Source organism: Delftia sp. PE138 (assembly GCF_018320755.1).
GTDB classification, from domain to species: domain Bacteria; phylum Pseudomonadota; class Gammaproteobacteria; order Burkholderiales; family Burkholderiaceae_C; genus Comamonas; species Comamonas tsuruhatensis.
This window is the reverse complement of sequence record NZ_JABEPN010000009.1, coordinates 24,714-42,183: the sequence shown is the minus strand read 5'-3', so window position 1 is coordinate 42,183 and position 17,470 is coordinate 24,714. Positions and strand designations below refer to the sequence as shown.

The following is a 17,470-nucleotide window of genomic DNA, read 5'->3' as shown; positions in this document are numbered from 1 at the left end:
ACGGTCTCTTGCATACCAACATCATGAATGGATTCTCAATGCCTATCCAAGGAAGAGCCGCATCAACTGCTGCCATACTTTCTATATCCATGTTAACGACAGCATGCGGTGGTAGCGACTCTACACCACAGACAGCAGCACACTGCTTCGATGATGCAATCTACCAATCAAGCAACAAAATTGAGCAAAAATTAAGCCTTCCCAATGAGGGGAATGCACAACGCACCTATACGACCAGTGCTCAGAAATCCAGCTTCAATGGGCAAACCGATCTTATAGAGCACAATGTTCAGTATCTGAGATTGAACAGTCTTCCAACCGGCTCGTATTCCAACACATATTACTTATCCCCCGAGTCCCCGCATATCTACAAAAATTACGGATTTATCCACGAAACTCGCACAGATGTTATTCGCAAAGGAATCTACACCTATTTTTCACCAGCCATTGATCGCCGCGCCCTACTTGAATTAGGGTCATCCCTGGAATATCGTATTCAGGGCAATGCCAAACTAGAACCTAACGGAACCACCACACCGATAAATGAATTTTATATCATCACCTATGCAGGAGATGAAAACATATCCATCGGCAACAGAAATTTAAAAGCATGTAAATTCAAGATCTCTAAAAATGAAAAAATCAGCTTCGAATGGATTTATAAAAGTATTCCTATCCAAAGCAGCCACATCCTGCAAGGCAATCTTGCCGAAGAAAATATAGTTATTGAAAAAACGACCCAACTGACAAATAACGGGCAGGACTTTTAATACCAACAAAAAATACTTACAGAGAGCCAAAGGGGGTACGACTCACACTCATAGGTGACACATCAGTACAAGGACATGGGTAACAGATCCAAGCTTGGCAGCTGGAGCCAACAGCAGCCAAGGAGCGATCACCATGCCCTGAAAGGAGTGCGCACCCATGGACGAGAAACTGCTCTTCATAGCCGACCATCTGCGCAGTGGCGTGCCGCTGAGCGAGCTGTGCAGGCGCTACGGCATCAGCCGCAAGACGGCCTACAAGTGGGTTGAGCGATACCGCCAACTGGGCATGGATGGATTGCAAGAGCGCAGTCGCAGGCCCCACGGGAACAATCAGGCGATCAGCTACAGACGTGCATGTGCGTTGGTGAACCGCCAGCGTGCGGCACGGGGCGCCCCGAGGGTCAATGCCAAACGCGTCTATCGCGTCATGGCACAAGCCGCTCTGCTGCTACCCAAGGCGCCTCGCCGGCGCTAGTCCGCACGCACGCATGAGGGCCGTATTGCGGTCTCGCGCAGCGACCTTCGATGGTGCTCCGATGGTCTGGAAATCAAGTGCGATTCAGGTCATACCGTGACGGCCACCTTCACCAAGGATTGCTGCGTCCGTGGGGTGATGGCTTGGCGCGCGTGGGAGGGCAAAGGGCTACCAGGTGAGCCGGTACGCGAGATGCTCATCGAGGCCGTGGAGCGCCGCTTCGGCTCGGTCGAAGCGGTCCCGCAGGGCCAGGAGTTGGAGTTCCTCAGTGACAACGGCGGTGCCTACATCGCCGCCGAAACGAGGGCGCTGGCGCGCGCTCTGGGTCTGATCAACATGCCCGTCTGCAGCCCGCAGAGCAACGGCATGGCCGAGAGTTTCGTCAACACCTTCAAGCGCGACTATGTGGCGCGCATGGACCTGAATGACGCGCAGACGGTACTGGCACAACTGCCAGCGGCCTTCGAGCACTTCAACGAGGTGCATCCGCATTCTTCGCTGAAAATGCGTTCGCCTCGGGAGTTCAGGCGGCAACAGGCAGCAGGGGCTGAGCAGGCGCTTTATTGCGAATAGGGCGGGAATACGGGGGCAACATCAGGAGGACATGCTTCACATTTAGCTCGAGCACATCGTCAGACCCAGTCACCGAGTGACTGGCAATCAGCATAACTCAGTCGATGAGGCCAGCTGAGAGACGTTTTTCGTGGTCATCGGCGACCACGCGCGCATCGCTTTTTGCCGCCATACACCCCAATATAAAGAAGCACGAAGCCACCGCGTTCCCGCACAATATTTGATCCTTATGCGAATCTCAGGGCCATACTTGAAATAGAAAAACCTCTAACACATCGGATCGAGACTAAAGAAGAAGTAATCAAGATACTGACATCCAAATCATTGAAGAAACCGATATCCAAATTCACCCCGGAGACGTTCAATTAATCACAAGAAAACGCAAGATCAATGTTTGCAAATTTTATACCAAAATGAAGAATATGAATCTCCCGAATCGATGCGCAAAGCTGTCCAATACTGCGAACCAACATCGATGCTAATCCGTTTACATAAAATCCAACAAGATGGCACTGTACAGCAAAGACTATTGATCCCCAAAGGTCAGCATCTTTGTCAGATTTCTTATATCCGCGCCATAATATGGACGGGCAAAATTACGGCATCGGCTAAATGAAATCCACCACAAAGTGATTTACGCAACCATGGCACGGCACCTCGACCTTGCCATCCTTGGCACTCCTGCGCAGGTCAGTCTCATGGCCTATGCATTGCGTCAAGTGTGGCTGAAAAACAGCAGTGACAGCGAGAACTGGCGCTGTCTGGCGCCAGAACCAAGCGACCATCTTGCACCCGAGACCATGCTCTATCTTCTGGGAATCGATTGGCGCGCGGCAGATCCGCAGGCCACATTACGGCACCAACTCTGGCGCCAAAGGCTGCATGTCGAAGGGCGCGGCTACGTGGTGCTCCATGGCAACATGCAACAGCAATGGCAACAGATGACGCAATCCCTGCGGTCACTGGCTTCAACCGTAAACTGGAGCTGGCTGCCGCAGGAGCCCACTCGCCAATCCTCCCGCCTTCGCCCCTACGGCTGCGAGCAATGCAGCGACCCGGACTGCGAGCGGCGATTGTTCGACGCGCTGCGCAGCGGGCGAGACTGAAGCCGGGCGTATTTACTGGACGTTCGTCGAGGTCGGCGGCTGCTTGCCGGCCTCGGTGAACAGCTGAGCTGCGTCGATGGGATCGAATTCGTACTGCTTGCCGCAGAAGTCGCAGCCCACCTCGATGCTGCCGCGCTCCTCCAGGATGCTCTCCACCTCTTCGGAGCCCAGCGACACCAGCATGGACGCCACACGGTCACGGCTGCAGGTGCACGCAAAGCGCGGATGCTCCTCGTCCTGCTGGGGCACGAAGCGCATCAGCTTCTCTTCCCAGAACAGGCGGCGCAGTATGGTCTCCACATCCAGCGTGAGCAGCTCGTCGCGCGTGAGGCTGGAGGCCAGCGTGGCGATACGGTTGTAGTCCTCGTTCAGCCCGATGGCATCCTGACCCGACTGCTCGCTTTCGGTGGCAGCGGCCAGGTTGGCCTCACCCTTGACCGGCATGCGCTGGATCAGCAGGCCGGCGGCCACCTGGTCGTCGGCCGCCAGCACCAGCACGGTGTCCAGCTGTTCCGACTGCAGCATGTAGTGCTGCAGCGCGTCGGACACCTTGGTGAAGCGCCGGCCCTGCGCATCCTGCAGCGGCACCACGCCCTGGTAGGGCTGCTGGCCCGGCTGGCGCCCCTTGGGGTCCAGCGTGATGGCGCAGCGGCCGCCGCCGTGCACATTGAGCAGTTGTTCCAGCGTGGCGCCTTCGGGAGGGTCGCCGATCAGGGTGGCGGTGGCGCGCAGGCCGAAATCGGACTGCACCTCGGCCACAGCCAGCTTGACCGGGCCATCGCCCATGACCTGGAAGACCAGGGCGCCGTTGAACTTGATATTGGACTGCATGAGCACGCCCGCAGCCGCCATTTCTCCCAGCAGTTCGCTCACGGCAGCGGGGTAGGCGCCGGTCTCGCCGTTGCCCGCGCGGCGCTGCAGGATTTCCTGCCAGGCATCGGTGAGGCGAACGATGGAGCCGCGCACGGGCAGGCCTTCGAAGATGAATTTATGCAGTTCAGACACGCTGATGGATTCCGTAAAAAAGTGCCGGGCCTCGCTCAGCCCAGCTTGCGCAGCCCGGTCTTGAACCGTCGCGCATTGTCGACATAGTGTTGGGCGCTGCGGCGCAAGCCCTCGATCTGCTCGGGCGTCAATTGGCGCACGGCCTTGGCCGGGCTGCCGATGATCATCGAGCCATCGGGAAATTCCTTGCCTTCGGTGATGAGGGCGCCTGCGCCGACCAGGCAGTTGCGGCCGATCTTCGCGCCGTTGAGCACCACGGCACCGATGCCTATCAGCGACTCGTCGCCAATGGTGCAGCCATGCAGCATGACCTGGTGGCCCACGGTCACGTGGCGCCCCACGACCAGCGGCTTGCCCAGGTCGGCATGCAGCACGCTCGCGTCCTGGATGTTGCTGCCCTCACCGATGGTGATGCTCTCGCAGTCGCCACGCAGCACGGCGCCGAACCAGATGCTGGCGTCTTCGGCCAGCTGCACATTGCCCATCACTTCGGCGCTGTCGGCCACCCAGGCCGACGCCGCCACTTCAGGGGCCACTCCATCCAGTTCATAGATCGCCATGGGTCTTTGTCTCCGTCAATTATTGGTGATGGCAGGAAACCTAGAATTGTAGGGATGGAGTTACGTCACCGCGCCCTTGAGGTCTTGTGCCTCACGGACCCCGAAGAAAAGGCCGCCGCCGCGTTGGACATGTATGCGCGGCAGGCGCTTTATTCAATAGCACCGCAGGCACCGGCCCTGCCGGATCCCGTGCCGGACCTGCCGGGCCGCCCGCTGCGGCCCGAGCTGCGCCACCACACCGCCGTTGCAAGGCGTTCGCCGGCGACGCCGGAAGGCCGGGCCGTGCTGATCCACGCCATAGCCCACATCGAGTTCAACGCCATCAATCTGGCGCTGGACGCCGTCTGGCGCTTTGACGGCATGCCGCAGCAGTACTACCTGGACTGGCTGCAGGTGGCCGCCGAGGAGGCCAGGCACTTTCGCCTGCTGCGCGAGCATCTGCGCGCGCACCTGGGCCACGACTACGGCGATTTCCCGGCCCACCAGGGCCTGTGGACCATGTGCGAGAAGACCGCCCATGACGTGGTGGCCCGCATGGCCCTGGTGCCGCGCACGCTGGAGGCGCGCGGCCTGGACGCCACGCCCCAGATCCAGAACAAGCTGCGCAACACGCGTGCGCCCGATGCGCTGGCGGCGGTGGACATCCTCGACATCATCCTGCGCGAGGAAGTGGGCCACGTGGCCATAGGCAATCATTGGTACCGCTGGCTGTGCGAGCGCGAAGGCCTGGAGCCCGAGGCCCACTACCAGGCGCTGACCCTGCGCTACGAGGCGCCGCGCCTGCGCCCGCCCTTCAACGAACGCGCACGCCGCGCCGCAGGCTTCACCGATACTGAACTGGCCTGGTTGCAGCAGGTCTGAAGAAAGCCTGCCTGCGCCGTGCGGACAGGCCCAGGCCGCTCGTGAAGCCACACAATGGTTTACAAACTAGGATGGGTCCGACTCCGCAATCGGACTTGTCCCAGCAGACACTGCCTGTCGGCATATTTATTCAGAACATTCCTACAATCAGATCTGCTGCTTCCCGTGTCCCTTCGACCGAACACTCCATGACCGAATTGCCTGTCCATCTCTTCAACGATGCCCCTGTGGCCAGCCCCGCGTCCACGGATCGGGGAATGATTGCGCGCCAGGCCATCGTCAACGGGGTGCAGCAGATCATCGGCTATGAGCTTTTCAACCGTTCGCGCGCCTACCCGGACCATACGGCGGCCTCGGATGTGTCCCTGGTGTTCACGGCCCTGTCGCATGCGGGCGAAGAAGATCTGGTTGGCACCAAGCTGATGTTCGTCAACTGCACGCATGAAAGCCTGGCCGGCGGGCATCTGGAGCTGCTCAACCCCGACAAGGTGGTGCTGGAGATACCGCCGCTGGGCCTGGCCGCCCAGCAGGAGGTACAGGCCCGCCTGCCCATCCTCAGCAATCTGCGCGCACGCGGTTTCAACCTGGCCTTCAATCACACGGTGCTGGAGTCCGCCTATGCAGCCTGGCTGCCCCTGGCCGACTACATCAAGTTCGACCTGTCCGTGCTGGCCCCTGACCAGTTGGCCGTGCTGGTCAATTTTGCCGGCCGCCACACGCGCGCCGAGCTGATCGCCGAGAAGGTGGAAAGCGCCCAGCAGCATGAGCAGGTGGGCCGCCTGGGCATACAGCTGTTCCAGGGCTTCTGGTTCGCGCGGCCCACGGTGGTGCGCACCAAGCTGCTGTCGCCCTCGCAGCAAAGCATTGTCCAGCTGCTGAATCTGGTGCGCCAGCAGGCCAGCACCGATGCCATCGAGGATGTGCTCAAGAAGGATGCGGGCCTGGCCTTCAACCTGATGCGCCTGATCAATTCCGTGGGCTTCGGCGTGCAGCGCGAGATCACCTCGTTCCGCCAGGCCGTGATGCTCATGGGCCTCAAGAAGCTGTTCCGCTGGGCGGCCATGCTGCTGACCGCATCGCGCAACGGCGGCCCGCCGCCGGCCATCGGCCAGACCGCCGTGATCCGCGGGCGGCTGATGGAGCTGCTGGCCCAGGAATCGCTGAGCGAGGAAGACTCCGACCAGGCCTTTGTCGTCGGCATCTTTTCGCTGCTGGGCAGCATGCTGGACCTGCCGCAGGACGTGGCCATGAGCCTGATCCCCGTGCCCGATGCCGTCTCCGCCGCCGTGCTGCGCCACGAAGGCGTGCTGGGCGAGCTGCTGATCCTGGCCCAGGCCTGCGAAGCCAGCGACGATGCAGCCTTCCACCGCAGCGCAGGCGCGCTGCGCCTGAGCAGCCAGCAGATCAACTGGGCCCATCTGCAGGCCCTGGCCTGGACCGACCAACTGGCAGACAGCTCGCTATAGCTATAAGCTATAGAACGCCATCGAAAGCCATCGCTCATCCATCTTTCTCAGCTTCCAAATGACTACCAACGACAACTCCTCCGCTCCGCCGCCCCCCCTGCCAGCCGGGGTGGAGGACGGGCAGGTGGCCGTCATTGCGCGCCAGGCCATCGTCAACGAGGCGCGCGATGTCTTCGGCTATGAGCTTTTCGACCGCTCCACGGCCCAGCATGCGCACACGGCTGCCTCCGATGCCGCCCTGCTCTTCAACGCGCTGTCGTATGCGGGCGCCGAAGCGCTGGTGGGCAAGAAGACGGTCTTCATCAACTGCACGCATGACAGCCTGGCCGGCGGCCACCTGGAACTGATCCACCCCGACAAGGTGGTGCTGGAGGTGCCCACGCTGGGCGAGAACGCCACGGCTGCCGATATCGAGGAACGCCTGCCCACCTTCCAGGCCCTGCGCCAGCGCGGCTTCCGCCTGGCCTTCAACCAGCACCTGCTGCGCCGCGCCTATGCCAGCTGGCTGCCTGCGGCCGCCTTCATCAAGCTGGACATGCAGACCTTCGCACTGGCCGATGCCGAGACCCTGGTGAAGTTCGCGCGCGCCCATACCAATGCCCAGATCGTGGCCGAAAAGGTCGAGACCTCCGAGCAGTTCGAGCGCATGCGCGACCTGGGCGTGCGGCTGTTCCAGGGCTTTTGGTTCGCCCAGCCGCAACTCGTGCAGGCGCGCACCATCCGCCCCACGCAGGCCACCATCATCCAGCTGATCAATCTGGTGCGCCAGCAGGCCAGCACGGACGAGATCGAAGCCCTGCTCAAGAAGGATCCCACGCTGTCCTTCAACCTGCTGCGCTTCATCAACTCCTCGGGTTTCGGCCTGTCCTGCGAGATCACCTCGTTCCGCCACGCGGTGATGATCCTGGGCCTCAAGAAGCTGTTCCGCTGGGCGGCCCTGCTTTTGACCACTTCGCGCGCGGGCGGCACGCCGCCGGCCGTGGGCCAGACCGCCGTGGTGCGCGGGCGCCTGATGGAGTTGCTGACGGCCGAGCTGCTCTCGCCCGAGGAGTGCGACAACGCCTTCGTGGTCGGCGTGTTCTCGCTGCTGGACGTGATGCTGGGCCAGCCCATGGAAAAGGCGCTGGAGTCCATCGCCCTGCCCCAGCCCGTGATCGATGCGCTGGTGCACAACAAGGGCGTGTTCGCGCCCTTCCTGGAGTTGACGCGTGCCTGCGAAAGCGGCGATGACGAAGGCTTCGCGCGCGCAGCCAATGCACTGCAGCTGTCCAACCACCAGGTCAACTGGGCGCATCTGCAGGCCCTGGCCTGGGCCGACAATCTCACGGCGGACGACGCCACGGTCTGAACGGGCCAGCCACCATGGCAAAGGGCTTGTGGCCGGGAAGCCGCAAGCCCTTTTTGCATGCCACGCGCCGCAGCGGTATCAGTTCAGCTTGATCCCTGCAGCCTGGATGATGCGCGCGTTGGACTGGGACTCGGCCTCGATCTGGCGCGCGAAATCCTCGGCCTTGCCGCCCGTGGCCACGTTGTCGGTGGCCTCCAGCTTGGCTCGCATGTCGGGCTGGGTCAGCACCTGGTTGATCTCGGCATTGAGCCTTTGCAGCACGGGCGCAGGCGTTCCTGCGGGCGCGAAGATGCCGAACACCGAGGTCATGTTGGCGCTCTTGTAGCCCAGCTCGGCCAGCGTGGGCACGCCGGGCAGCGACTCCAGGCGCTGGGGGGCGCCCACGGCCAGGGCCTTGAACTTGCCCGCCTTGATGTGCTGCAGCACGGCCGGCCCGGCGTTGGTGGAGAGCACCTCGAACTGGGCGCTCAGGCCATCATTGAGCTGCTGGCCGCCGCCCTTGTAGGGGATGTGCGTGATCCTGGCCTGCGAGGCATACATGATCTGCTCGAGCATGATGTGGCCCAGCGAGGCCAGGCCGGCCGTGGCCCAGCGGACTTCGCCGGGCTGGGCCTTGGCCTGCGCCACCAGTGCCTTGAAATCGGTCGCCGTGGAGCGCGCCGTGCCCAGCAGCAGCACGGGCGAATACATCACGCTGGTCACGGGCACGAGATCGCGCTGCGGATCGAACAGCGGCTTGCCCAGGTGCGGGCTCAGCGTCAGCGGGCTGATGGAGGAAAAGCCCAGCGTATAGCCATCAGGTGCGGCCTTGGCCACCAGGTCCAGGCCGATGGCGCCGCCGGCGCCGGCCTTGTTGTCCACCACCACGGGCTGGCCCAGGCGGGCAGCCAGCTTCTCGCCCAGGGCGCGGGCCACCACATCGCTGACGCCGCCGGCCGGGTAGGAAACCACCACGCGGATGGGCCGGTTGGGCCATGCCGCATCGGCAGCCGACACAGACATCGGCAGGGCCGCGGCAGCCACCGTCGCCGCCAGCATGGAAGTCACCAGCACATGCCGGCGCAGGAAATCAGTCATCGAGAACTCCGCAGAAACACATCGAACACGGCGGTGATTGTTGTGCAAAGCACATATCCCCGAGGCGGGCTTTGCCACTTCGACGGTTTCAACGCCAGAAATAGGCAATCCGGCGAACCGACCACATCCAATCAACCACGCGGATGGTGCAAAGCGTGCAGGGCCTTGAGCCGCTCGCGCGCCACATGGGTGTAGATGGTGGTGGTGGAGATATCGGCATGGCCCAGCAGCATCTGCACCACGCGCAGGTCAGCGCCGTGGTTGAGCAAATGCGTGGCGAAGGCATGGCGCAGCGTGTGCGGCGACAGCGGTGCCGTAATGCCGGCCATCTGCGCACAGCGCTTGACGATGACCCAGAACATCACGCGGCTCATGGCAGCCCCGCGCTGGGTCACGAAGACCGCATCGCTGCGCTGCCCGCCCAGGATGGCGCCGCGCGCCGTGGCCAGGTAGCGCTCCAGCCACCAATGTGCCTCCTGGCCGAAGGGCACCAGTCTTTCCTTTTGCCCCTTGCCGGTCACGCGCAGCACGCCCGAGCGCAGATCGATGCCATGCATCGGCAGATCCACCAGCTCGCTCACGCGCAGGCCGCTGGCGTACATCAGCTCCAGCATGGCGCGGTCACGCAGGCCCAGCGGCGTATCGACATCGGGCGCCTTGAGCAGCGCCTCCACCTGAGCCTGCGTCAGCGTATGCGGCACGCGCGGCGGCTGCCGTGCCGCCAGCATGCGCACCGTGGGATCGGCCGCAATGCGCTGCTCGCGCAGCGCCCAGTGGTAGTAGCGGCGCAGCACCGTCAACCGCCGGTTGGAAGAACTGGCCTTGGTCTGCTCCACCCGCACCGCGAAATAGCCCTGCAGTTCCAGCTCGCCCGCCGCATCCAGCGCCAGCGGCGGCCGCTGGTGCGCCAGCCACCGGCCCCAGGCCATCAGATCGCGGCGGTAGGCCGCCAGCGTATTGCGCGACAGCCCGTCCTCCAGCAGCAGCGCATCCATGAACAGGTCCAGCGCATCCAGGCTGGCCGGCAGCGGCGCGGGCCAGGATGCAGGATCGGCAGCAGGTTCGGCTTCGGCAGCCGAGGGGGACATGATGGAAGCGGCAGGCACTTGGGACATCCCATCAAGCCTACAACGAAAAAACCCGAGGTCCGCAAGGAACCTCGGGCTCTGAGCCAACCGCTCAGGGCGGTGCTTACTCCAGCGTGAGTTTTTGCTGGGCAACCACCTTCTTGTAGGTCTCGTACTCTTCCTTGATCTGCTTGGCGAACTCTTCAGGCGAGTTGCCGATGACCAGGGAGCCCGTGTCCTCGATGCGCTTGCGCACGGCCGGGTCCTGCAGCACCTTGCGCACGGCGGCGTTGATCTTGTCCACCACATCCTTGGGCATGTTCTTGGGGCCCAGGATGCCGTAGTAGGCCATGCGGTTCACCGGCTCCAGGCCCACTTCCTTGAAGGTGGGCACATTGGGCAGCACGGCCAGGCGCTGGGGCGCGGCCACCACGATGGGCACCAAGCGGTTGTCCTTGATGAACGGCAGGGCCGAGGGCAGGTTGTCCAGCACCATGGGCACCTGGCCCGCCACCACGTCGTTGAGCGCAGGGCCCGCGCCGCGGTAGGGGATGTGGGTGACGAAGGTGTTGGTCAGGCTCTTGTACAGCTCCATCAGCATGTGCTGGATGCCGCCCGTGCCCGAGGACGCATAGGAGTACTTGCCCTGGGACTTCTTGAGTTCGGCCTCGAAGCTCTTGTAGTCCTTGGCGGGGAACTTGGGGTTCACCGCAATCACGTTGGGCGTGGCCGCCACGTTGATGATGGGCGTGAAGTCCGTCAGCGTGTTGTAGGAGATCTTGGGGTTGATCGCGGGGTTGGTCGCCGTGGTCGAGACCGTGGCGATGCCCAGGCTGTAGCCATCGGGCTGCGAGCGCGCGGTTTCCATGGCGCCGATGACGCCACCGCCGCCGCCGCGGTTGTCCACCACCACGGGCTGGCCCAGTTCCTTGGTCAGGGGTTCGGCGATCACGCGGGCGATGATGTCGGTCGTGCCACCGGGGGCGAAGGGCACCACCAGCTTGATCGGCTTGGTGGGGTAGGCCTGGGCCAGGGCTCCGGTGCTTGCGAGGACCAGGGTCAGTCCCATCCAGCTGCGACGATTCATACAGGATCTCCTTTTGGGGGTCGTGTTGACGAAGAGGTTTTCATGGACATCCGCAAGGCCGTGCCTGCGGATGGATGGTCTGCGAAACGAAGGCTCGCAAACGCTGCCACGGAACAGCCATAGTGGGGCCTGGAGCCCGCTGCGCGCTTGACGGTCGTCAGGACCTGCGCTTTCGGATCGGCTGTGTGGACCCAGCGATGCTAAGGCCCGGGGCCCGGTTGTCACAGTTTGTCGCAGCACTGATTTCCCGGTGTTTACCCCTAGCCTCGCGCCATGGTTTCTCGGGCGACGCGGCGACTGCGGGGTTGCGCTTATGCTCAGCCCCCGTGAACTACGCCGTGCTGCTCTTCCCCGATTTTTCGCTCATCGTGCTTGGCTACGTGCTGTGCCGCTTCACACAGCTCAATCGCACGGTCTGGCAGGCGGTGGAGGCGCTGGTGTACTACCTGCTGTTCCCGGTGCTGCTGTTCCACTCCATCGTCAAGAGCCCGGTGGACTGGGGTGCCACCTCCCACTTGCTGGCCGCTGGCGTGTGTGCGGCCCTGGTCGGCATCGGCCTGGCCTACAGCCTGCCCTGGTGGCCGGGCCTGCGCGGCCGCATCGATGTGCGCGAGCATGCCGGCGCCGTGCAGGTGGCGTTTCGCTTCAACTCCTTCATCGGCCTGGCGCTGGCCAGCCGACTGGCGGGGCCTGAGGGCCTGCTGTTCATCTCGGTGCTGATCGGCGTGAGCGTGCCGCTGTGCAATATCGCGGCCGTCTGGCCCATGGCGCGCGGCAGCAACCAGCACTTCCTGGGGCAACTGGTGCGCAATCCGCTGATCGTGGGCACGCTGTCGGGCCTGGTGTTCAGCGCGCTGGGGCTGAAGCTGCCCGCACTGCTCGAGCCGTCAGTCTCCCGCATAGGCGCAGCCTCCATCGCGCTGGGCCTGATGTCGGCCGGCGCCGGCATGCAGTTCGGCGCGCTGGCCGCCGGCAAGCTGCTGGCCGTGTGCCTGCTGGCCGTGCGGCATCTGGTGCAGCCGCTGATCGCCTATGCCATGGTGCGGGCATTTGGCCTCAGCGGTGCGCAGGCCCTGATCCTCATGGCCTTCTCGGCCCTGCCCACCGCATCGTCATGCTATGTGCTGGCCGCGCGCATGGGCTACAACGGCTCATATGTTGCGGGGCTGGTCACGCTGTCCACGCTGCTGGGCGTGCTCAGCCTGCCGTTTGCGCTGAGCCTGCTGCAGTACTGATGCCGCGGTGCCGCGGCGCCCCTACAGCACGGCACGCATGTCGTCCGTGAAGGCGGCCGTGATGTCGTCCTGGCGTGCGCGCTTCCTGGCCACCATGGTGATGTCCACGTCATAGCTGAAGAGGGATTCGTCCAGCGCATGCAGCAGGCCAGCAGCCACATAGGGCGCTGCGTAATGCTCTGGCAGGTAGCCCAGGTGGGCGCCTGACAGGATGAGGATGGCGGCCGCCTCCATGTTGTCCGCCTCCGAGGTGACATGGCGCGGGCGCCCCGTCAGCGGCGCCTGCGGCAGTGGATAGGTGCGCCAGGTCCAGTCGGCTTCGCCCGCCTCCTGCGCGCCGATGCGGCCCGCGCGCGCGGCAAAGGGATGGCTGGCGCTGCAATAGGCCACCTGCCTTTCGCTGAACAGCCGCGTGTATTCCAGCGCCGGGGCGCGGTGCAGGAAATAGCCCACGGCGACCTGCAGCTCATCGCGCAGCAGCATTTCCTCCAACTCGCGCGGCCCGCGCACCAGCACAGACAGGCGCACGGCCTCGTCGCGCTGGCGAAAGCGCTGTATGGCCCGCCCCATCAACGCGTTGTATTCCGTGGGTGCATTGCCGATCAGGCCGATGGCCAGGCTGCCGACCAGCTGCCTGTGCATGTTGCGCGCCTGCGCGCTGAATCCTTCCAGGCCTTGCAGCGCAGCGCGGGCCAGGTCGACGAAGCGCCGGCCCTTGGCCGTCAGGCGAAAGCCGCCGCGCCCGCGCTCGCACAGGCTGAACCCCAGGCGTGTCTCCAGCGTGGACAGCTGGCTGCTGAGCGTGGACTGCCCCACGCCAAGAATGGCCTGCGCAGCCGATACACCGCCCGCGTCAACGATGGCCAGAAACACGCGCAGCAGCCGCAGGTCGAGATCTGAAACGGTATGGAGCATGGGGTTTTCACTCAGCAAAGATCGATGTTCATCGATGTTTGTAGATGGAACTTGAAATGGATGCAAGCCCGGCTGCTGTCTAGCATTCACGGCTGTTGCGGCGCGCTTCGGTTCACCGAAGCACGCCGCCAGCGCAGAACAAGAGGGGCGGTCCGTGACATTAACTTGCGTGAATACCGCTGTTTCAGAAGGACCCTGCACACGGGGTCGGAACAAAAGGGGAGAGAGACCATGGTGCTTGATATCTCGGTGGTAGTGATCTACGCGGCAGCCATGCTGCTGCTGGGCTGGTACGGCATGCGCCGCGCGAAGACGCAGGAGGATTTTCTCGTGGCGGGCCGCAACCTCGGGCCGGGCCTGTACATGGGCACCATGGCTGCCACGGTGATCGGCGGGGCCAGCACGGTGGGCACGGTACGCCTGGGCTACGTGTACGGCATCTCGGGCTTGTGGCTGTGCGCGGCTCTGGGTGCGGGCCTGCTGGTGCTGAACCTGTTCCTGGCCAAGCCCCTGCTCAGGCTGCGCATCTGCACCGTGACCCAGGTGCTGGAGCGGCGCTACAGCGCCCGCACCCAGCAGGCCAGCGCACTGGTGATGCTGGCCTATGCGCTGATGCTGGCGGCCACGTCGGTGATCGCCATCGGCACCGTGATGCAGGTGCTGTTCGACCTGCCTCTGTGGATCTCCATCCTGGTGGGCGGGGGCGTCGTGGTCATCTACTCGGCTGTGGGCGGCATGTGGTCGCTGACGCTGACGGACATCGTGCAGTTCGTGATCAAGACCGCGGGCCTGATGCTGATCCTGCTGCCCATCTGCCTGTACCGCGTGGGCGGCTGGGACCAGCTGGTTGAACGGCTGCCTGCGTCCAGCTTCGATGTCACATACATCGGCTGGGACACCATCGCCACCTACTTCGTCATCTATTTCTTCGGAATCATGATCGGCCAGGACGTGTGGCAGCGCGTGTTCACGGCCCGCAGCGAACGCGTGGCCGCCGTGGCGGGCAGCCTCGCCGGCCTGTACTGCGTGGTCTACGGGCTGGTCGGCGCCCTGGTGGGCATGGCGGCGCGGGTGCTGCTGCCGGAACTGGACAACCCCAACAACGCCTTTGCCGCCATCGTGCAGGCCAGCCTGCCGGACGGCGTCCGCGGCCTGGTGATCGCTGCCGCGCTGGCCGCCATGATGTCCACCGCCAGCGCGGCCATGCTGGCGGGCTCCACCGTGCTGGCCGAAGACCTCGTGCCCCTGCTGCGGCAAGGCAAGCCGCTGGCCGATGTGCGCTGGCACCGGCTGCTGACGCTGCTGGTGGGCCTTGCCGTGCTCGGCATCGCCCTGGTGGTGGACGACGTGCTCAATGCCCTGACCACCGCCTACAACCTGCTCGTGGGCGGCATGCTGGTGCCGCTGATCGGCGCCATCTACTGGCGCCGCGCCACCACGGCCGGCGCCATTGCCAGCATGCTGCTGGGCTGCGCCACGGCAGTGGTCTTCATGGTCCGCGACGGATTGGCCGCCAACACGCCGATCTACGCCAGCCTGGCCATGAGCACGGCCAGTTTCATCCTCATCAGCCTGGCGCAGCGCTCGCAGCAGCGCTCCCTGTCGGGCATCCAATCCTGAACCAAGGGACACCCATGACCCTCTTTACTGCAGACAGGCTGGCCGCGCTGCGTGCGCGCTTCGGCGGAGACAACGAGTCCGTCATCCACGATCCGCATTTCCGCACCGTGGCCGCCCACATCATCGACGCCAGCGGCACGCGCAGCGCACCCTACGCAGGCATTCCCACGCTGCTGGATGCCCCCATGCACCCCATGGACTGGAGCCGCCCGGACTTCGGCGAACTGCAGGCCGCGCTGATCGGCGTGCCCATGGACCTTGGCATCAGCAACCGCAGCGGCTGCCGCTTCGGGCCCAGGGCGCTGCGCGCGATAGAGCGCGTGGGCCCCTACAACCATGTACTCAGATCCGCGCCCACGCGCGAGCTGCGCGTGGCGGACATCGGCGACGTGCCGCTGTCCAGCCGCTACAGCCTGGAGCAGTCGCACCGCGACATAGAGTCGGCCTACGCGAAGATCCATGCGGCCGGCGTGATTCCGCTGTCTGCGGGCGGAGACCACTCCATCACCCTGCCCATACTGCGCGCGCTGGGCCGCGACCGGCCACTGGCCCTGGTCCACTTCGATGCCCACTGCGATACTGGCGGCCCCTTCGACGGCAGCCGCTTCCACCACGGCGGCCCCTTTCGCCAGGCCGTGCTGGATGGCGTGCTCGACCCCACGCGGACCATCCAGATCGGCATACGCGGTGCGGCCGAATATCTCTGGGAGTTTTCCTATGAGTCGGGCATGACGGTGATCCACGCAGAGGACCTTCCCGCGCTGGGCGTGGACGGCGTCATTGCCCGCGCACGCGAGGTGGTGGGCGATGCGCCCGTCTACGTCTCCTTCGACGTCGACTGCCTGGACCCGGCCTTTGCGCCCGGCACGGGCACGCCCGAGGTGGGAGGCCTGACGGTGCGCGAAGCCCAGGCCATGGTACGCGGCCTGGCCGGCATCCACATCGTGGGCGGTGACGTGGTCGAGGTCTCGCCCGCCTACGACGCCACCACCAACACCGCCCATGCGGGCGCGCAGATGCTGTTCGAAATCCTCAGCCTGATCTGCGCACGCCACGCCGACCGAGGCGCCGCAAGCCCTGTCTAGGTGTCCGCCCCGTCCCCGTGCCGGGTGGACGGCCCCATGCCCTCCGCCCCCGGCTCACGCAGCAGCTCCAGCGGCGTGCTGCCGTAGCGTGCCCTGAAGCGCCGGGAAAAATGCGCGAGCGAGTTAAAGCCGCAGCGCTGCGAGATTTCCGTGACGCCCAGCGTTCCCGGCTTCGCTGCGCGCAGCAGCGCATGGGCGCGCTCCAGTCGATAGTCCATGAGTTCGGCGCTGAGGCTGGTGCCTTCGCGCGACAGCCGCGATTGCAGCGAGCGCACGGAAAGTCCCAGCCTCGATGCCACGCGCTCCGGCCCCAGCGCCGGGTCCGGATATTGGCGGGCGATCAATTGGCGCACCCGGCACAACAGCACGTGCATGGGCGCGTCAGGCCGGGCTGCAGCCCTTTCGGCCCCGGCCTGCAGCACGGTCTTCAAGGTGTTGATGACCAGATCGGACAGCTGCGCGGACTCGCCCTCGGGCAGGGGAGCCTGCCATGCATGGATCAGTTGCATCTGCTGGACGAGCAGCTGCAACGACGCGCAGTCAGGCAGGCTGCGTGCCAGCAGTTGCGAAGCCATGCCTGCGCACGAATCGATCAGCGCCAGCGGCACGGCCAGCACGAGCAGGTCCACGGCTTCGTCCTGCCAGATGCGGTAGCCGCACCGCTCGTCCAGCAGGAACAGTTGGCCGGGCTGCGCATGCGACTCGCCGCCCGCAACCGCCGCGCCCGGCCCATCGAGCGCAGACACCCGGGCGCGGCCCTTGAGGTAGAGCAGGCACAGCAGGCTGGCCGGGCTCGCGCGCTGGCAACCCGCCTGCAGGCGCTGCATGCCGTGGCCCGCCGCCATCTGGATGCGGTTGAACACCACCGCGCCCACGCCACGCGATGTGAGCACGGCCTCGAAGCGCTCGGGCTGCGCCACCAGGGGCGTGTGCGGCATCTGCGCCTCACGGCTGGCATCGCTCCAGAATTGCGCTCGCCCCAGGGGGGCGACATGCATCGTGGACCACCGGTTGTATGTCATACATTCCTCGCCCGGCGCGCAGCGCGCGGCCTGTTTTTGTGAGGGGCTGTGCGGGGAAGTCGATCGCGCCCCGGGGACTCGGGCAGACGGACCGACGACAGGGCCACGCGGCAGCATGAACCCTGGATTTTCGGGATTCCGGCGCCATCAGGCCATTGGACCATTCTGAAAATCGGCAGTTGACCGGGATGAATTCCT

15 protein-coding genes and 1 pseudogene are annotated in these 17,470 nt (G+C 64.4%); 9 read left to right on the top strand and 7 right to left on the bottom strand.

The genetic code is table 11. The features are described from left to right. Positions 1 to 23: 23 nt before the first annotated feature. From HFGMBDPB_RS24825 to HFGMBDPB_RS24815, 3 genes and pseudogenes are all read left to right on the top strand, one after another. Positions 24 to 770 (top strand): hypothetical protein, encoded by a 747-nt coding sequence (locus HFGMBDPB_RS24825; RefSeq protein ID WP_212646500.1) that lies wholly within the window; start codon positions 24 to 26, stop codon positions 768 to 770. A 157-nt stretch (positions 771 to 927) separates the two neighbouring features. Then, positions 928 to 1,818 (top strand): annotated as a pseudogene (locus HFGMBDPB_RS24820) (IS3 family transposase). Between the two features lie 644 nt (positions 1,819 to 2,462). Next, positions 2,463 to 2,924, top strand: coding sequence for a hypothetical protein (locus HFGMBDPB_RS24815; RefSeq protein WP_249343688.1), 462 nt, complete (start codon positions 2,463 to 2,465; stop codon positions 2,922 to 2,924). Between the two features lie 12 nt (positions 2,925 to 2,936). Here the strand turns inward: HFGMBDPB_RS24815 and hslO are convergent, their stop codons facing one another. Both hslO and HFGMBDPB_RS24805 read right to left on the bottom strand, forming a co-directional pair. Beyond that, complete coding sequence (gene hslO / locus HFGMBDPB_RS24810) at positions 2,937 to 3,929, bottom strand: Hsp33 family molecular chaperone HslO (RefSeq protein WP_017404370.1); 993 nt, start codon at positions 3,927 to 3,929, stop codon at positions 2,937 to 2,939. 35 nt (positions 3,930 to 3,964) lie between these two features. Next, positions 3,965 to 4,489, bottom strand: coding sequence for a gamma carbonic anhydrase family protein (locus HFGMBDPB_RS24805; protein ID WP_016451248.1), 525 nt, complete (start codon positions 4,487 to 4,489; stop codon positions 3,965 to 3,967). Between the two features lie 54 nt (positions 4,490 to 4,543). Between HFGMBDPB_RS24805 and HFGMBDPB_RS24800 the strand changes: the two genes are divergently transcribed. The 3 genes from HFGMBDPB_RS24800 to HFGMBDPB_RS24790 all read left to right on the top strand — a co-directional run bounded on the left by HFGMBDPB_RS24800 (position 4,544) and on the right by HFGMBDPB_RS24790 (position 8,164). Then, the gene (locus HFGMBDPB_RS24800; protein WP_043789857.1) at positions 4,544 to 5,350 is read left to right on the top strand and encodes a ferritin-like domain-containing protein; all 807 of its coding nucleotides are present in this window, start codon (positions 4,544 to 4,546) and stop codon (positions 5,348 to 5,350) included. A 188-nt stretch (positions 5,351 to 5,538) separates the two neighbouring features. Continuing rightward, positions 5,539 to 6,816 carry an EAL and HDOD domain-containing protein gene (locus HFGMBDPB_RS24795; protein ID WP_016451246.1) on the top strand — a complete coding sequence of 426 codons (1,278 nt, stop codon included), beginning with the start codon at positions 5,539 to 5,541 and terminating at the stop codon, positions 6,814 to 6,816. 58 nt (positions 6,817 to 6,874) lie between these two features. Continuing rightward, positions 6,875 to 8,164 (top strand): EAL and HDOD domain-containing protein, encoded by a 1,290-nt coding sequence (locus HFGMBDPB_RS24790; protein ID WP_212646499.1) that lies wholly within the window; start codon positions 6,875 to 6,877, stop codon positions 8,162 to 8,164. A 78-nt stretch (positions 8,165 to 8,242) separates the two neighbouring features. Here the strand turns inward: HFGMBDPB_RS24790 and HFGMBDPB_RS24785 are convergent, their stop codons facing one another. The 3 genes from HFGMBDPB_RS24785 to HFGMBDPB_RS24775 all read right to left on the bottom strand — a co-directional run bounded on the left by HFGMBDPB_RS24785 (position 8,243) and on the right by HFGMBDPB_RS24775 (position 11,395). After that, positions 8,243 to 9,241 (bottom strand): Bug family tripartite tricarboxylate transporter substrate binding protein, encoded by a 999-nt coding sequence (locus HFGMBDPB_RS24785; protein ID WP_212646498.1) that lies wholly within the window; start codon positions 9,239 to 9,241, stop codon positions 8,243 to 8,245. Positions 9,242 to 9,372: 131 nt separating this feature from the next. Then, positions 9,373 to 10,329 carry a site-specific tyrosine recombinase XerD gene (gene xerD, locus HFGMBDPB_RS24780; RefSeq protein ID WP_212646541.1) on the bottom strand — a complete coding sequence of 319 codons (957 nt, stop codon included), beginning with the start codon at positions 10,327 to 10,329 and terminating at the stop codon, positions 9,373 to 9,375. A 103-nt stretch (positions 10,330 to 10,432) separates the two neighbouring features. Further along, entirely contained in the window at positions 10,433 to 11,395 is a 963-nt protein-coding gene (locus HFGMBDPB_RS24775; RefSeq protein WP_016447654.1) for a tripartite tricarboxylate transporter substrate binding protein BugE, read from the bottom strand. A 326-nt stretch (positions 11,396 to 11,721) separates the two neighbouring features. Between HFGMBDPB_RS24775 and HFGMBDPB_RS24770 the strand changes: the two genes are divergently transcribed. Continuing rightward, on the top strand, positions 11,722 to 12,630 hold the full coding sequence (locus HFGMBDPB_RS24770; protein ID WP_212646497.1) for an AEC family transporter: 909 nt from the start codon (positions 11,722 to 11,724) through the stop codon (positions 12,628 to 12,630). A 21-nt stretch (positions 12,631 to 12,651) separates the two neighbouring features. Here HFGMBDPB_RS24770 and HFGMBDPB_RS24765 read toward each other — a convergent pair whose 3' ends face one another. Next, positions 12,652 to 13,545 (bottom strand): LysR family transcriptional regulator, encoded by an 894-nt coding sequence (locus tag HFGMBDPB_RS24765; RefSeq protein ID WP_016447656.1) that lies wholly within the window; start codon positions 13,543 to 13,545, stop codon positions 12,652 to 12,654. 231 nt (positions 13,546 to 13,776) lie between these two features. Here HFGMBDPB_RS24765 and HFGMBDPB_RS24760 point away from each other — a divergent pair, with 231 nt between their 5' ends. Both HFGMBDPB_RS24760 and speB read left to right on the top strand, forming a co-directional pair. Continuing rightward, positions 13,777 to 15,165: a sodium:solute symporter family protein gene (locus HFGMBDPB_RS24760; RefSeq protein WP_209801621.1), complete on the top strand. Its 1,389-nt coding sequence runs from the start codon at positions 13,777 to 13,779 to the stop codon at positions 15,163 to 15,165. A gap of 14 nt (positions 15,166 to 15,179) precedes the next feature. Further along, the gene (gene speB / locus HFGMBDPB_RS24755) at positions 15,180 to 16,250 is read left to right on the top strand and encodes an agmatinase (protein ID WP_160851766.1); all 1,071 of its coding nucleotides are present in this window, start codon (positions 15,180 to 15,182) and stop codon (positions 16,248 to 16,250) included. Here the strand turns inward: speB and HFGMBDPB_RS24750 are convergent. Beyond that, the gene (locus HFGMBDPB_RS24750; protein WP_212646496.1) at positions 16,247 to 17,272 is read right to left on the bottom strand and encodes a helix-turn-helix transcriptional regulator; all 1,026 of its coding nucleotides are present in this window, start codon (positions 17,270 to 17,272) and stop codon (positions 16,247 to 16,249) included. The genes speB and HFGMBDPB_RS24750 overlap by 4 nt on opposite strands. Between the last annotated feature and the right edge of the window lie 198 nt (positions 17,273 to 17,470).

Bases quoted from the DNA above. Each gene is read 5' to 3' on its own strand.
- HFGMBDPB_RS24815 (WP_249343688.1), top strand. From the start codon at position 2,463: ATGGCACGGCACCTCGACCTTGCCATCCTTGGCACTCCTGCGCAGGTC.
- HFGMBDPB_RS24750 (WP_212646496.1), bottom strand. From the start codon at position 17,272: ATGACATACAACCGGTGGTCCACGATGCATGTCGCCCCCCTGGGGCGA.
- HFGMBDPB_RS24805 (WP_016451248.1), bottom strand. From the start codon at position 4,489: ATGGCGATCTATGAACTGGATGGAGTGGCCCCTGAAGTGGCGGCGTCG.
- HFGMBDPB_RS24790 (WP_212646499.1), top strand. From the start codon at position 6,875: ATGACTACCAACGACAACTCCTCCGCTCCGCCGCCCCCCCTGCCAGCC.
- speB (WP_160851766.1), top strand. From the start codon at position 15,180: ATGACCCTCTTTACTGCAGACAGGCTGGCCGCGCTGCGTGCGCGCTTC.
- HFGMBDPB_RS24775 (WP_016447654.1), bottom strand. From the start codon at position 11,395: ATGAATCGTCGCAGCTGGATGGGACTGACCCTGGTCCTCGCAAGCACC.
- HFGMBDPB_RS24765 (WP_016447656.1), bottom strand. From the start codon at position 13,545: ATGCTCCATACCGTTTCAGATCTCGACCTGCGGCTGCTGCGCGTGTTT.
- xerD (WP_212646541.1), bottom strand. From the start codon at position 10,329: ATGTCCCCCTCGGCTGCCGAAGCCGAACCTGCTGCCGATCCTGCATCC.
- HFGMBDPB_RS24825 (WP_212646500.1), top strand. From the start codon at position 24: ATGAATGGATTCTCAATGCCTATCCAAGGAAGAGCCGCATCAACTGCT.
- HFGMBDPB_RS24800 (WP_043789857.1), top strand. From the start codon at position 4,544: ATGGAGTTACGTCACCGCGCCCTTGAGGTCTTGTGCCTCACGGACCCC.
- HFGMBDPB_RS24785 (WP_212646498.1), bottom strand. From the start codon at position 9,241: ATGACTGATTTCCTGCGCCGGCATGTGCTGGTGACTTCCATGCTGGCG.
- HFGMBDPB_RS24795 (WP_016451246.1), top strand. From the start codon at position 5,539: ATGACCGAATTGCCTGTCCATCTCTTCAACGATGCCCCTGTGGCCAGC.
- HFGMBDPB_RS24760 (WP_209801621.1), top strand. From the start codon at position 13,777: ATGGTGCTTGATATCTCGGTGGTAGTGATCTACGCGGCAGCCATGCTG.